The organism is Corynebacterium sp. Marseille-P3884 (genome assembly GCF_017942225.1).
Classification (GTDB): Bacteria; Actinomycetota; Actinomycetes; order Mycobacteriales; family Mycobacteriaceae; genus Corynebacterium.
This window is the reverse complement of the sequence record NZ_JAGKSD010000007.1, coordinates 54,930-67,883: the sequence shown is the minus strand read 5'-3', so window position 1 is coordinate 67,883 and position 12,954 is coordinate 54,930. Positions and strand designations below refer to the sequence as shown.

The window sequence follows — 12,954 nt, the reverse complement described above, 5'->3', positions numbered from 1 at the left end:
CGCTTATCTGGGTCTGTGATCTGGCACACTATCTTCATGAGCGAAAACAGTCATTCACGCGACTACACCTTCGTCAACGCAGATGTGACCTTGCCGGACGGGACCACCTCGCCGGTGTTCGTGTTTCCGGCAAAGGGGGGAGCGGGCAGCGTCGAAAAGCCATTGGTTGCTATTTGGCCCGGTTTCGGCATGGGTGCGCGGTACTTCCGGCCCACGGCGCAGGAACTGGCGGACCGCGGCTACCCGGTCGTGATCGGTGAGCTCCGCGGGCAGGGGAGGAGCAAGGCCAAAGCGTCGCGCAAGGCGCGCTGGGGCTACCACGACACCGCCTCGGAGGATTACCCCAGGACGATCCGCGCGGCAAAAGAGGAGCTGGGTCTTCCGGTAGACCACCCGACGGTGCTGCTGACGCACTCGATGGGCGGGCAGGTGGCGTCGCTGTTCCTCGCGCGCCCGGAGGCGAAAGAGCTCAATGTGGTGGGCATGATGGGCGTCGGCACAGGCAGCCCGTATAAGGAGAGCTTCGTGGGGGCGGACCGCCGTCGTGTAGCGCTGGGAAGCCTGTTCATGACGGCCGTGTCCAAGGTCGTCGGCTACTGGCCGGCGGGACGCGTCGACCTAGCCGGGTACGGCCGACAGTCGGGTGTGCACGTGGAGGAGTGGACCCGGTTCGCGCACTCAAATTCCTTGGCTAAACTGCGGGGCCAAGACATCGATTATGAGGCGGGGATGAAGAACGTCACCGTCCCGATTCTGCTGACACGTTTCACTGATGACGATGACTGCACCTTGGCATCAGCGGCGTACCTGGCAGATAAATTCGACCCCGACAATGTTCATGTTGAACAGTTGATCGGGGGACTGGGGCACACGAAGTGGGCGCGTAAGCCGGAGCGGGTCGCCGACCGGCTGGAGAAATTCGTGGCGTCGCTCTAAGTCGGGGTGGGTCGGGCTCAGAACCTAGCGTTCCAGCCACTCCGAGCGGAGAATCCCGTGGCGGGAGCAGATAGCTTCCCAAGCCACAGGGTTCATTTTCACGACCATCCGGCGCTCGCACAACGGGCAGATCCGGGGTGCGTCATAGGGTCGCGCCGGGTCAAAAGGTAATTGGATCTCGCCGCTCAACACCGCGTCGGCCAGTTCCGTTGAATCAGGGATTCTCACTAGAGCGACTTCAACGTGCTGTACAGGACGCCGTGGTCGGTGCGCTGTTTCTGTCCGACGGGCGTGATGGGAAGGTTCCGCGGAGACTCCATGGCGCGGTCGACCGCATCACGGTCTTTTTCGATCGGCCGGCCGAATGTCGTCAGGTAGTTGCCGCCGATGATGGCGTTAGCCCCGCCAAGGAGACCAGTTTCTGTGCCGTCATCCCCGAGCGCGAGCTCAGTACCGCCGGCAAAACGCAGCTGTGTCGACGGCATGGCTAGTCGGAGAGCGGCGACCGCGCGCAGGGCCTCGCCTTGGGGAACCAAGGGCCGGTCGGCGAACGGGGTCCCGGGGCGGGGGTCGAGGAAGTTGATCGGTGTTTCGTGCGGGTTGATCTCAGCGAGCTGAGCGGCGAATTCGGCGCGCTGTTCGAGAGTCTCGCCGAGACCGATGATCCCGCCGGAGCAGGTCTCCATTCCCTCCGCCAAGACATTGTCCAAAGTGTCCCTACGCTCCTGCCACGTGTGTGTGGTGACGACGTTGGGGAAGAACGACTTCGCGGTCTCCAGATTGTGGTTGTAGCGCATGACACCCATCTGCGAGAGCCGGTGGGCATCCTCACGGGTCAGTGTGCCGAGCGAGGCGGAGATGGAAATGTCCACCTCGTTGTTGATTGCGACGATCGCCTGGGCGACCTGGTCGAGCAGGGATTCAGTCGGGCTCTTCACAGCGGCAACGATGCAGAACTCGCTCGCGCCCATCTTCTCTGATTGCTTCGCGGCCTCGACTAGTTCTGCTGTGTTGAGTGTGACAGAGCGGACGGGGGATTCGAACAGCCCGGACTGGGAGCAGAAGCTACAGTCCTCCGGGCACCCGCCGGTTTTCAGGGAAATGATGCCTTCGAGAGAGATCTCGACACCGCAGTGCTTGATCCGGACCTGGTGGGCGAGATCGAGTAGTTCCTGCAACCGATCATCCTCGATGGTGAGAGCTCGGTAGATCTCACCTTGGGAGAGTCCTTCGCCGTTTTCCAGGCATTTCTCTCGCGCGATGTCGAGGATGTCGGGTTCGTTCACTGAACTGGGTGTAGCCATAGCGACAAATGTAGACCACTCACCGCCAAATAGCAGCATGCAGCAGGTTTTGAACGGTGTTCAGCAGGTGTTTGGCAGTGGGGTAGGGGGTGCGCTAGCTGTCGAGCGCCTGCTGCCAGAAGTCGGCTTCCAGGCGGGTCGCCGTGCGGAAAATGTCCAGTAGGCGCTCGAAGCGTTTCGTGCCCTTGATCTCCTCGGCGGGCACCCCGAGTAGGTCGTCGAGAAGCTTCGTCATGGCTACCGCTTGGTTCTGGAAATCGTCGCCGGCATACTCCTGGATCCACTCCGCGTACGGGTGCTCGGCGTTTTCCTTGAGCTTCGGCTCCAAATAGGTGCCGATCTCCGCATAACCGATCTGGCACGGCGCAAGCGCGATCTGCAGCTCCAGCAGGTCGCCCGCCATGCCCGTGTCGAGCACGTAGCGAGTGTAAGCGACTGTGGACTTCTTCTCCGGCGCGCGCTCAAGCTCCTCGGTGGAAATGCCCCAACGCTCCGTCAAGCGGCGGTGGAGATTCGTTTCATGAATGGTGGCGGACAGGCCCTGCGCCGCGGATTCAACCTCCGCCAACGTGCGGGACTTGTACGCGGCGAGCGCGTTCGCGCGGGCGTACTGCACGAGGAAGAGGTAATCCTGCACCAGGTAGTCCTGGAAAACCGGAAGGGGCAGAGTGCCCTCGCCGAGATCTTCGACGAATGTGTGGTGGATGTAGGCATCCCACTCGGGGGAGTCCTGCTTGAGAAGCTCCAAGAGATTCATGTTTTTACACCTCTAGCGGTTGCTCGTAGGAATTGTTGAAGAAATCCAGCTCCAGTGCGACGGCGCGGCCGAAGTACTCCTCGACGACCTCGCGGTTGTCGGGGCCGACGCGGTCGACCTCGCTGCGGAGGAACTCCACCAGGTCGTGGAACTCCGGGTAGTCGTGCAGCTCGATCCACTCGTTGTGGACGAAGCTCTCCGGCCGTTTCTCCGGAGCGTTCGTGGCCCAGTCGAGGTACAGCCACTCCGCCACGACGAGCACGCCAAGGGCGGCGGCGTAGGAGCGGGTCTCGGCTGCCTCGCGCATCAGGCCGGTGAAGCCGGTACAGGCTGCGGTGTCCGGGGTGTTGTCGCGCTGCTCCTCAGTCACGCCGAGCTCCTCGAAGGAGCGGAGGAAATACGTGTTCTCGTCGCCCGCGACCTCGCCGATGAACTGGGAGAGACGCAGACGCGGAGCGAGCTCGTCCGCAGTGGACATTGCCGCACCGAGCAGCTGCAGGAAGCTGTCCAGGAAGCGGTAGTCCTGCACGAGGTAGCCGGCCATGACACCGTCGTCGATCGTGCCGTCGAAAAGCTCCTGCACGAAACGGTGACCCACTGCGGCGTCCCACTTCTCGCGGTGGGCGTCGCGCAGCTCGTCGCTGAATCTAGTCAATGTTGTGTCCTTCCAGTTGACGTGGAACTAGCGGACACGGGGGCCGTAGCAAGACAATCCCTCCGCGAAGATGGCTTCGATCAGGTTCGGCGGGTGTGATCTCAGCCCTGCTTGAGCAGGGCACCCCGTGTCTTGCCCGCCCACGCTACCAATTTCTGTGAACGGCGGCCTGGGCGCGGGTGTAGTGCGCGTTTACTACTTGGCGTGGCGCTCGATGATGTCGCCGAACTCCGGCAGTGCCGGGGCGATGATCTTGCCCACCTTGCCGCGCATGGAGGAGTACACCTTCTGCACCGGGCCCGGCGCGCGGTCAGCGAAGGAATCACCGATCTTCAGCACGGACTCGGTGACGCTGTCCTCGTTGTCGGCGAGGTGCGCGCCAAAGCTGCCTGTGCCGGAACCTTCGTAGGACTCCCAGTGGGGTGTGAGCTCCTCGACGATGCTCGGCATGAGCTGGTTGATGCCCTTGCTCAGCGCATCCGCGTCCGCCTTCTTCGCGGCGCCGACAGCGGATTTCAATGCCATGCCGGTCAGACCCGACTGGTTGCTGATGGTTGTATCCGCCAGCGTGGTCAGGTCGGCGACGACCTCGGTGCGGGTGGGGGCATTCAGGAGAGATTTCAAGTCAGTCACGCGGACCATCTTAACTGCCTTTTTGATCTGCGAACGGGTCCGGCAACAGGGAAACGGTCCCGCGCGTTCACCCTTGTCGGTGCTCGCGGGACCGCTGATTCCCATTCAAGTTGCAGTTCTTCCGCCACAGGTTCACATGAATCACTGCAACCACAACAGTCACAAATGTAACAAACGTTTCAGAACTCCGCTACATAAGGTGGGGGAGTGTCTGCTCACGGGTGGGTTACTGGCCCTGTCGTTGCTGGTTGGACTGCTGGTTCTGGTTCTGCTGCGGCAGGAGGAGGAACTTCTTCAGCTCGTCCATCGCCTGGCGCTGGACGACCATCCACTGCGCGTTGGCCTTCTGCAGTTCCTTCTGGATCGGCGGGTACTGCGCGATGACACCCAGAATCGCCGCGGTGGCCGCGGTGGCCAGGAAGAGCGAGATCGGCGCCGAACCCGTGTACGCGCTGCCGAACGGCGGCTGCTCCGGCAACTCGTAACCGTCCGGGATGGCGTCCGCGTTGTCCTTATTCCTCGTCACCGAATCATTCGAGGAGCTGGAGCTCCCGCTGCCTTCCGCCGCGACAGCGGCAGGGGCGGTGAGCAACGACACGGACAGTGCGGCTGCGACGGCAGCAGATGTGAGCTTCTTCATGCTCCGCATACTACCGCCCAGCGCTTTCGGCGGAAATTAGAACGGACGGAAACCGCCGCCGCCACCACCGTTGTTGTTCATCCAGTTCCATGCCGCGACACCCAGACCGCCCAGCACACCGAGCACCAGCAGCACGATGCCGATGATGCCGGCCGTGGACGAACCCTCAATGGAGGAGTCACCCGCATTAGCGTCATCGTCCGCGTCATCATCACCCGGCTCAGACGGCTCGGTCGGTTCCGTCGGCTCGGTCGGCTTGGTGGGCTCCGTCGGCTTGGTCGGTTCCGTCGGCTCGGAAGGCTCAGACGGCTTCGTGGTCGTCGGCTTGGTGATGGTCACCTTTGCTTCCACCTTCTTGGTGGTGCCATCCGGGAATTGGACCGTGACTGGGACGGAGGTGGTGCCAGCAGTGTCGGATTTGAAGGTGATAGCACCGGTCTTCTCGTCGGTGGAGATCTTCACACCGTCTTTGTCCTGGTTCGGGCCGACAAACTTGGTGCCCTTCGGTGCGGCGGGTTTCACGGTCGGGTTGATGGTGGTGGACTTGCCGGCTTCGACGTTGGTGTTGGCGGGGTAGGTGACCTCGTGGGCGTCGGCAAGCTTGTTATTTGGTTCGGTGGTTTTGAAGTTCACCGGGTAGGTCGTGGTGCTGCCGTCGGGGAAGGTGGCGTGGATGCGTGCTGTGAATTCCACGCCGGCCTTGGTGTTCTTCGGTGCGGTGATGGTGGCCTTGCCGGTGGACTCGTCGACATCGAGGGTCCAGCCCTCAGGCAGCTCAGTATGCGACGTGAACTTGGTGCCTGTCGGGACGTTGGTCTTTTCCGGGGTGGAGCTGCCCGGCTGGTCGGCCGGGGTGGTGATATCGGGGTAGGTGACCTGGGCCTTCTGCGAGTCGGACTTGCCTTCCTCGGTGACGGTGAAGGTGGCCACCTTCTGCTCCGAGGAGTTGTCCGGGTAGGTGATCTCCACCGGGATCTGGATCTTCGCGTCCTTCTTCAATGGCTTCTTCGGGGTGAGGGTCAGGTCGCCCTTGTCGTTGAAGGAGGTTTCAAGGATTTCGGCGATGTTCTCGGCGTGGCTGGGGGCAACGACGAACTTCGTGCCCGCGGGAACATCCTTGGACTGCTTAGCGGTGGCGGAAACACCAGCGTTGCCGTTCATGTCGGTCGCGGCCCACTCCGGGTCGTATTTCGCCACATCGCGGTCCTGGTGCGGGGTGGTGTTGCCATCCTTGTCGGAGACGATGACGGAGAGGTCGGCGTACTCGTAGGAAGTGTCCGGGTAGGTGACCTTCACGCGCACGGTGGCGGTGGAGCCAGCGCCGATATTTTCCTTCGGAGTGACAGTGACATTGCCCTTGTCATCCACGGTGGCGTCGACGTGATCCGACTTGGCGGCGATGGCGTACTTGGTGCCGGCAGGAGCATCGCCCTTGCGGTTTGCGGTGGCGGACTGCTTTTCCTTGACGGTCAGCTTGTCGTAGGTGACGTCATGGGTGTTGGCGTCGTTGTTGCCGCCTTCTTTGACGGTGACGGTGTGCTTGTACTCGCCGATCGGCAGGTACTTATTAGCGTCCTTGTCCAGCTTGTACACCTGGGTGTTGATGGTGATCGTTTTGCCCGGGCGAGCATCGATCGGCGCCTTCGCGGTGAACACGCCGGTCTTGCTGTCACTGGTAAAGGTCCAGCCGTGCGCGTCGTTGATGCCGCTGAAGCGGTACTCATCCGTGGCGGTCTTGGACGGCTTGATGGTCACCTCACCACCGGCGACGACCTCAACGTCGGGCCAGGAGAAACCATCCACCGGTGCGGACTGAGCTGGAGCCTCAGCGGCGGTGGGAGTGGCGTTTTCCGCAAAGGCGGTGGGGACAGCCAGGCCGGCGCCCACGAGGGCGACGGTGGTGGCCAGGGCGATTGAATAGTGCTTCAACTTCATGGCGGAGCTTCCTTAAAAACGAAAGGTTGGCAGTAAAGGTTTCCACAGCGAAGTCTAGCAATCTTTCCAGAGAAAGATTTGGGGGCGATACGATTTTTCAGCTGCTGATCAGGCCTCACACCAGCGCAGATAGATCTCCCCGGCGGTCTCGGCGAAGTGCGCGTTGAAATCAGCGAGCGGTTCGAGGCGCTCGATGCCGCGGGCGAGGGCGGCGGCCGCGGCGGCGGGGGAGTCGAAGACGGGGAGGCCGTCCAGCTTCGCGCCGGGAATCGCCGCGGCGGCGCAGATCGCGGAATAACTGCGCACAGTGGCGGAAGGGGCCCACTTCGCGCAGCACTCGTCGGCGATGATGAGCAGTTGTTCGGGAGTCAGGGGCTTCATGATTGGGGTGGAGGATGAGGTGGGGCGGTCTTAGTCCGCCTCGTTGGGCCGGGCGCGTCGGATGCGGGCGGCTAAGGCGGCACGGCCGGGGACGGTGTCGTTGGCGAGGGAGGCCACGGCGTCGTCGTCAAGCAGTCTGCTCGCTGAAATGACTACCGCGCGTTTCGCTGCTTCCTGTTTGCTGCACCCCCATGCGCTGGCGAGCAGGACGAGCGCGCGGTCTTCTTCCGCGGAGAGCCTGAGCGTCATTGCCATGATCGCGATGGTATCACTCTGATACCGCATGGGAGCGGGGGAATGGTTCTCACGGCGCGTAAACTGCTGTGTGAACTATCTCTAACTGAAAGGCCTCAACTTTGAGTGACGATATTTTCGGTGGCGGTAGCGAAGGCGACCGCATTCTCCCCATTGACATCAACGAGGAGATGCAGACCAGCTACATCGACTACGCGATGAGCGTCATCGTCGGCCGCGCACTGCCCGATGTGCGCGACGGCATGAAGCCCGTGCACCGCCGCATTGTCTACGCAATGTACGACTCCGGCTACCGCCCGGAGCGCTCGTACGTGAAGTCCGCGCGCCCAGTCTCCGACGCGATGGGTCAATTCCACCCGCACGGCGACTCCGCTATTTACGACACCCTCGTGCGTCTCGCGCAGCCGTGGGTCATGCGCTACCCGCTGGTGGACGGCCAGGGCAACTTCGGCTCCCGCGGCAACGACGGCCCGGCGGCCATGCGATACACGGAGTGCAAGATGACTCCGCTGTCCATGGAGATGGTGCGCGACATCCGCGAAAACGCCGTGGACTTCGTGCCCAACTACGACGGCAAGGCCCAAGAGCCGGTCGTGCTCCCGTCGCGTGTGCCGAACCTGCTGCTCAACGGCTCTTCCGGTATCGCCGTGGGCATGGCCACCAATATCCCGCCGCACAACCTGGGCGAGCTGGCCGAAGCGATCTACTGGATTCTGGACAACCACGACGCGGACGACAAGGCCACGCTCGATGCCTGCATGGAGCGCGTCAAGGGCCCGGATTTCCCCACCGCAGGACTCATCGTCGGCGACCAGGGCATCAAGGACGCCTACACCACCGGCCGTGGTTCCATCCGCATGCGCGGTGTCACTGAGATCGAGGAAATCGGCACTCGCCAGGTCATCGTGATCACGGAGCTGCCGTACAACGTCAACCCAGATAATTTCATCTCCGGCATCGCCGAGCAGGTCGCCGCGGGCAAGCTCACCGGCATCTCCAAGATCGAGGACGAGTCCTCCGACCGCGTGGGCATGCGCATCGTGGTCACGCTCAAGCGCGATGCCGTGCCGCGCGTTGTGCTCAACAACCTGTACAAGCACTCGCCGCTCGAGTCGAACTTCAGCGCGAACATGCTCTCGCTTGTGGACGGTGTGCCGCGCACCCTCCGCCTCGACCAGATGCTCCGCTACTACGTGGCCCACCAGATCGAGGTCATTGTCAGGCGCACCCAGTACCGCCTCGACGAAGCCGAAAAGCGCGCCCACATCCTGCGCGGCCTGGTCAAGGCTTTGGACATGCTCGACGAGGTCATCGCGCTCATCCGCCGTTCCCCGACGGTCGACGAGGCGCGCACGGGCCTCATGGAGCTTCTCGACGTCGACGAGATCCAAGCCGACGCCATCCTCGCCATGCAGCTGCGCCGTCTGGCCGCTCTCGAGCGCCAGAAGATCGTCGACGATTTGGCCGCCATCGAGGCCGAGATCGCCGACTACAAGGACATCCTGGCCAAACCGGAGCGGCAGCGCGCGATTGTGGCTGAGGAGCTGAAGGAGGTCGTCGACAAGCACGGCGACGAGCGTCGCACCCGCCTTGTCGCAGCCACCGGCGACGTGACCGAGGAAGATTTGATCGCGCGCGAGAACGTCGTGGTCACCATCACCGCGACCGGCTATGCCAAGCGCACCAAGGTCGACGCCTACAAGTCGCAGAAGCGCGGCGGCAAGGGCGTGCGCGGTGCTGAGCTGAAGCAGGACGACGTGGTGAAGAACTTCTTCATCTGCTCCACCCACGACTGGATCCTCTTCTTCACCAACTTCGGCCGCGTCTATCGCCTGAAGGCCTACGAGCTGCCGGAGGCAGGCCGTACCGCACGCGGCCAGCACGTGGCCAACCTGCTGGAATTCCAGCCGGAAGAAAAGATCGCGCAGATCATCCAGATCCAGACCTACCAGGACGCCCCGTACCTGGTCCTGGCCACGCGCGACGGCCGCGTGAAGAAGTCCCGCTTGACCGACTACGAATCCGCGCGTTCTGCCGGCCTCATCGCCATCAACCTCAACGAGGGCGATGCCCTGATCGGTGCCTCTCTGGTCAGCGCGGAAGACGACATCTTGCTCGTCTCCGAGCAGGGCCAGTCCATCCGGTTTACCGCCGACGACGAGCAGCTCCGCCCGATGGGCCGCGCCACCGCCGGCGTGAAGGGCATGCGCTTCCGCGGCGACGACCAGCTGCTGGCCATGACCACGGTGAAGGACGACGACTTCCTCCTCGTGGCCACCTCCGGCGGCTACGGCAAGCGCACCCCGATCTCCGAGTACAACCCGCAGGGCCGCGGTGGCATGGGTGTCATGACCTTCAAGTACACCCCGAAGCGCGGCAAGCTCATCGGCGCACTCGCAGTGGAGGAAGACGACCAGATCTTCGCCATCACGTCTGCCGGCGGTGTCATCCGTACCGAGGTCAACCAGATCCGCCCGTCGTCACGCGCCACCATGGGTGTCCGCCTCGTGGACCTGGCCGAGGGCAACGAGCTTCTGGCTATCGACGTCAACGTCGAGGACGAAGGCGAGCAGGAAGCTACCGCCGTGGCCAAGGGCGAGAAGACCCTGGACCAAGGTGCCGAGCCCGTGAACGTCAACTCCGTCGAGACCGACGAGGTGGGCGAGAGCCACGAGTACGACGAGTCTGATTCCGACGGGAAGGAATAAAGCATGGCCGCACGCAACGTCACCGTCACGCGCATCCGCGCCGGGAGCGCCTTCAAAATAGGCATCCTCATGGCGCTCATCGGGTTCGCCGCGTGGCTGATCGCCGTCTCCGTGCTCTACTTCGCCGTCGATGCCGCCGGTGTAGTGGAATCCATCAACTCCCTCATCGGCGGCGTGGGCGGGGAGACCATCATCGACTTCCCGCTCGTGATCGCTCTCGCCGCCCTGGCCGGCGCCATCGGCGTCGTGGCCGTGGCCATCATGGCCCCGCTCACCGCGTTCATCTACAACGCGCTTGCGGACCTGGTCGGCGGCCTCGGCGTCGAGTTGACCGACTACCGATAAACAGCCTGGTCGGCCCCGCCTAGGCGGCATGCCCCGTCTGGAACGTGTTCGAACGATTTCCAGACGGGGTTTCCTTTGCTTTACGTCATCTTGAATCGGGGCGTGACCAGGCGATTTGGTTTTAACGTAGACTCGTGGGTAATGTTCTAACAGTTCCGAGCGGGCCTATAGCTCAGTCGGTTAGAGCGCATCGCTGATAACGATGAGGTCGCAAGTTCGATTCTTGCTAGGCCCACCAGTTCGGAACAAAGGGGCATTAGCTCAATTGGTAGAGCGCCTCCCTTGCAAGGAGGAGGTCAGGAGTTCGATTCTCCTATGCTCCACAGCATAAGTACAGATCAGACCCTCTTTCCGGAACAGGAGAGAGGGTCTTCTGCTTTTCTGGTGTGCTCCCGGTGCACACTGTGATTACTTCTCCCGCAAAGTCTGACTTTGATTCACACTTTGACATTTAGACTCATAAACCGCAGGTCAGCGAAGTGAGAAACTGAGAAAATGGTTCCTTATTTCACACTTTGATTTCGCACTTTCGGAGGGTGAGGGTGAGATCCAGTGGGGCAGAGGTTTCAGATCTCCGCGTGACCGGCGGGCTATCGATGGAGAGGCGCCGGTGAATTTGTTTACATTTCGGTCTTTTCTTCAGGTGACGGAAAATGCGTTGAACTAGTGATATAAGAAGCCTTGAATGTGGCGAGTGTAAACAGATTCACTCCTGGCCGCGGCTCACCTTCCAGGACCATCAGCTCGGTCCATTAGGAGTGTCGAGCTTTCGCGCTTTTGATGTGCACATTCGCACTTTCGTAGTTTGGATTCGCACTTTCGCAGCGTAAGTGTGAGTTGCAGCGGTCGTGCGGATGTCAGTGTCAGAGGTCTGCGGGAGCGGTGCCGTCGACGAAGACGAAGCGGTGGGTGCCTCCGCGCATTTGCTCGAGGGCGGCGCGGACGCCGGCTGCGGTGCCGGATGAGGGCTGGTTCATGTGCGCGAGGACGATCGTGCCGTCGGGGGCGTCCATGATCGCCGCGGCGACTTGATCCGCGGGGGAGGTGGCGCCGTAGTCGGCGTTGACAGTGAAGCCGGCGATCTTCACTCCCCGGTCCCGGGCTATTTCCACCGCGACATCGTCGTAATGTGCGGTGCCGGAGCGGAACCAGTCGGACTCGACGCCGTAGGTGCGCAGCAATTCGCGGTTGTCCTCTATTTCAGCGATCGCCGCGGCAGGATCTGCCGTGCCGGCAATTCCGTAGGCGGATTGGCCTGTCACAGATAAAGGAGCATGCAGGGTGCCGTGGGAGTGGATGAGGAAGAGGGGGTCGTCGATAAGCGATTGCGTTTCGTGCGGGTGAACGTCGATCCAGCGCGAATTGAGGAAGAGCGTCGCGGGGACGCTGAATTCGCGGAGCGTATCGACGAGCCCCTGGTCCACCCCTGAACCCGTCGGCCCGCCGCATGCGTCGAATGTGAGGGCGACGGTCGTCGTGCCGGGCGTGGTGGGGACGGTGTCGGTGATGCCGTCCATGTGAAGGCCGAATTCGCGCGGGACGCGGCCTTCGTAATGTTCCGCCGGCGGTGGGGGAGGGGCAGTGGTCGTTGTGGTGCTGCTTCCGGGCTGTGTGCCCGTGGTTGTTTCGCTGGTCGTGCTTGAGTGTTCCTCGCGCTGCTGCGTGCAGCCAGCGAGTAAGGCTGAGCCAGCGACGGCGAGTGCGCCGGTGAGGAATTGGGCGCGGGTGAGGTGGTGGTCCACGCGACGTATATTTCCGTGCCGGGCGTGTGGCCGCAACAGGAGCAAACCTTGGTGAAACCTGGCCACCCGTGGGTGCCCAGGGAGTTTTGCTCACACGAGTGACAGGCGTAACGTCATAAAAGCCTTCAGGGGCATTAGCTCAGTTGGTAGAGCGTCGCGTTCGCAATGCGAAGGTCAGGGGTTCGATTCCCCTATGCTCCACAAAAAATGCTCTTATCATGCCTTTTGCATGCTTTCCGGGTCCGTTCTTGGTGACGGGCCCGGTTCTTTTTTGGCGACATGGAATTACGTTGCGGACATGTCACCAAGCCTATGAATACCCCCTAATGGGGGTAAAAATCATGTCCGAATATGCCCGTTTGTTGAGCTGACCACAAAACCGTTCCCGAGAAAACGTTAAGGATTGCGTGTCGCGGCAACCAGTGAAATTTCAAGTTTCGTCCAGAAACCGGTCAACGGATACTAAGGAACGCCTCATAAATCGGTCTAGCTTATGCAAAAAGCACTATAGGAAAATCTACCTATCTATCGCCTACTGTTCTCCGACGGGTTCGAACTCGTTCCCCATTGCTGGGCAGTGGACTGCCCCGAAAGTCCCCTTCGGGCAATTAGCGAGCAATGCGAAGGACGCCGTCACACGACGGCCATCAACGAGGAGATAAA

12 protein-coding genes, 3 tRNA genes and 1 riboswitch are annotated in these 12,954 nt (G+C 61.9%); of the genes, 6 read left to right on the top strand and 9 right to left on the bottom strand.

Going from position 1 to position 12,954, the window contains the following annotated elements; translation table 11 throughout:
• The first annotated feature begins 36 nt into the window (after nt 1-36).
• On the top strand, nt 37-936 hold the full coding sequence (locus J5Y21_RS05910; protein WP_210573631.1) for an alpha/beta fold hydrolase: 900 nt from the start codon (nt 37-39) through the stop codon (nt 934-936).
• A gap of 227 nt (nt 937-1,163) precedes the next feature.
• On the opposite strand, the gene bioB is transcribed toward J5Y21_RS05910, so the two are convergent.
• The 8 genes from bioB to J5Y21_RS05870 form a co-directional block, all read right to left on the bottom strand.
• The gene (bioB, locus tag J5Y21_RS05905; RefSeq protein WP_210573629.1) at nt 1,164-2,240 is read right to left on the bottom strand and encodes a biotin synthase BioB; all 1,077 of its coding nucleotides are present in this window, start codon (nt 2,238-2,240) and stop codon (nt 1,164-1,166) included.
• Nucleotides 2,241-2,334: 94 nt separating this feature from the next.
• A complete protein-coding gene (gene tenA / locus J5Y21_RS05900; protein WP_210573627.1) occupies nt 2,335-2,997 on the bottom strand; it encodes a thiaminase II in 663 nt (220 codons plus the stop codon).
• 4 nt (nt 2,998-3,001) lie between these two features.
• The gene (locus J5Y21_RS05895) at nt 3,002-3,652 is read right to left on the bottom strand and encodes a TenA family protein (RefSeq protein ID WP_210573625.1); all 651 of its coding nucleotides are present in this window, start codon (nt 3,650-3,652) and stop codon (nt 3,002-3,004) included.
• Nucleotides 3,653-3,691: 39 nt separating this feature from the next.
• A riboswitch (TPP riboswitch) is annotated at nt 3,692-3,790 on the bottom strand.
• Between the two features lie 57 nt (nt 3,791-3,847).
• Nucleotides 3,848-4,294: a hypothetical protein gene (locus J5Y21_RS05890; RefSeq protein ID WP_246874996.1), complete on the bottom strand. Its 447-nt coding sequence runs from the start codon at nt 4,292-4,294 to the stop codon at nt 3,848-3,850.
• 217 nt (nt 4,295-4,511) lie between these two features.
• Nucleotides 4,512-4,925 (bottom strand): hypothetical protein, encoded by a 414-nt coding sequence (locus J5Y21_RS05885; protein ID WP_210573621.1) that lies wholly within the window; start codon nt 4,923-4,925, stop codon nt 4,512-4,514.
• A 36-nt stretch (nt 4,926-4,961) separates the two neighbouring features.
• Nucleotides 4,962-6,860, bottom strand: coding sequence for a Rib/alpha-like domain-containing protein (locus J5Y21_RS05880; protein ID WP_210573619.1), 1,899 nt, complete (start codon nt 6,858-6,860; stop codon nt 4,962-4,964).
• Nucleotides 6,861-6,968: 108 nt separating this feature from the next.
• Nucleotides 6,969-7,241 (bottom strand): TetR family transcriptional regulator, encoded by a 273-nt coding sequence (locus J5Y21_RS05875; RefSeq protein WP_210573617.1) that lies wholly within the window; start codon nt 7,239-7,241, stop codon nt 6,969-6,971.
• A gap of 30 nt (nt 7,242-7,271) precedes the next feature.
• Nucleotides 7,272-7,496 carry a CopG family transcriptional regulator gene (locus J5Y21_RS05870; protein WP_210573615.1) on the bottom strand — a complete coding sequence of 75 codons (225 nt, stop codon included), beginning with the start codon at nt 7,494-7,496 and terminating at the stop codon, nt 7,272-7,274.
• Nucleotides 7,497-7,597: 101 nt separating this feature from the next.
• On the opposite strand from J5Y21_RS05870, the gene gyrA reads away from it, so the two are divergent.
• The 4 genes from gyrA (at nt 7,598) to J5Y21_RS05850 (ending at nt 10,872) form a co-directional block, all read left to right on the top strand.
• Nucleotides 7,598-10,204, top strand: coding sequence for a DNA gyrase subunit A (gene gyrA / locus J5Y21_RS05865; RefSeq protein ID WP_210573612.1), 2,607 nt, complete (start codon nt 7,598-7,600; stop codon nt 10,202-10,204).
• A 3-nt stretch (nt 10,205-10,207) separates the two neighbouring features.
• Nucleotides 10,208-10,549 (top strand): DUF3566 domain-containing protein, encoded by a 342-nt coding sequence (locus J5Y21_RS05860; RefSeq protein ID WP_210573611.1) that lies wholly within the window; start codon nt 10,208-10,210, stop codon nt 10,547-10,549.
• Between the two features lie 161 nt (nt 10,550-10,710).
• Nucleotides 10,711-10,787: transfer RNA gene (locus J5Y21_RS05855), tRNA-Ile, on the top strand.
• A 12-nt stretch (nt 10,788-10,799) separates the two neighbouring features.
• Nucleotides 10,800-10,872, top strand: a tRNA-Ala gene (locus J5Y21_RS05850).
• Nucleotides 10,873-11,412: 540 nt separating this feature from the next.
• On the opposite strand, the gene J5Y21_RS05845 is transcribed toward J5Y21_RS05850, so the two are convergent.
• The gene (locus J5Y21_RS05845; RefSeq protein WP_349236954.1) at nt 11,413-12,291 is read right to left on the bottom strand and encodes a polysaccharide deacetylase family protein; all 879 of its coding nucleotides are present in this window, start codon (nt 12,289-12,291) and stop codon (nt 11,413-11,415) included.
• A 128-nt stretch (nt 12,292-12,419) separates the two neighbouring features.
• On the opposite strand from J5Y21_RS05845, the gene J5Y21_RS05840 reads away from it, so the two are divergent.
• Nucleotides 12,420-12,492 (top strand) — tRNA-Ala (locus J5Y21_RS05840).
• Nucleotides 12,493-12,954 lie beyond the last annotated feature (462 nt).

Excerpts from the sequence above, each read along its gene's own strand:
- bioB (WP_210573629.1), bottom strand. The coding sequence starts at position 2,240 with ATGGCTACACCCAGTTCAGTGAACGAACCCGACATCCTCGACATCGCG.
- J5Y21_RS05890 (WP_246874996.1), bottom strand. The coding sequence starts at position 4,294 with ATGGTCCGCGTGACTGACTTGAAATCTCTCCTGAATGCCCCCACCCGC.
- J5Y21_RS05880 (WP_210573619.1), bottom strand. The coding sequence starts at position 6,860 with ATGAAGTTGAAGCACTATTCAATCGCCCTGGCCACCACCGTCGCCCTC.
- tenA (WP_210573627.1), bottom strand. The coding sequence starts at position 2,997 with ATGAATCTCTTGGAGCTTCTCAAGCAGGACTCCCCCGAGTGGGATGCC.
- J5Y21_RS05860 (WP_210573611.1), top strand. The coding sequence starts at position 10,208 with ATGGCCGCACGCAACGTCACCGTCACGCGCATCCGCGCCGGGAGCGCC.
- J5Y21_RS05910 (WP_210573631.1), top strand. The coding sequence starts at position 37 with ATGAGCGAAAACAGTCATTCACGCGACTACACCTTCGTCAACGCAGAT.
- J5Y21_RS05875 (WP_210573617.1), bottom strand. The coding sequence starts at position 7,241 with ATGAAGCCCCTGACTCCCGAACAACTGCTCATCATCGCCGACGAGTGC.
- J5Y21_RS05885 (WP_210573621.1), bottom strand. The coding sequence starts at position 4,925 with ATGAAGAAGCTCACATCTGCTGCCGTCGCAGCCGCACTGTCCGTGTCG.
- J5Y21_RS05870 (WP_210573615.1), bottom strand. The coding sequence starts at position 7,496 with ATGGCAATGACGCTCAGGCTCTCCGCGGAAGAAGACCGCGCGCTCGTC.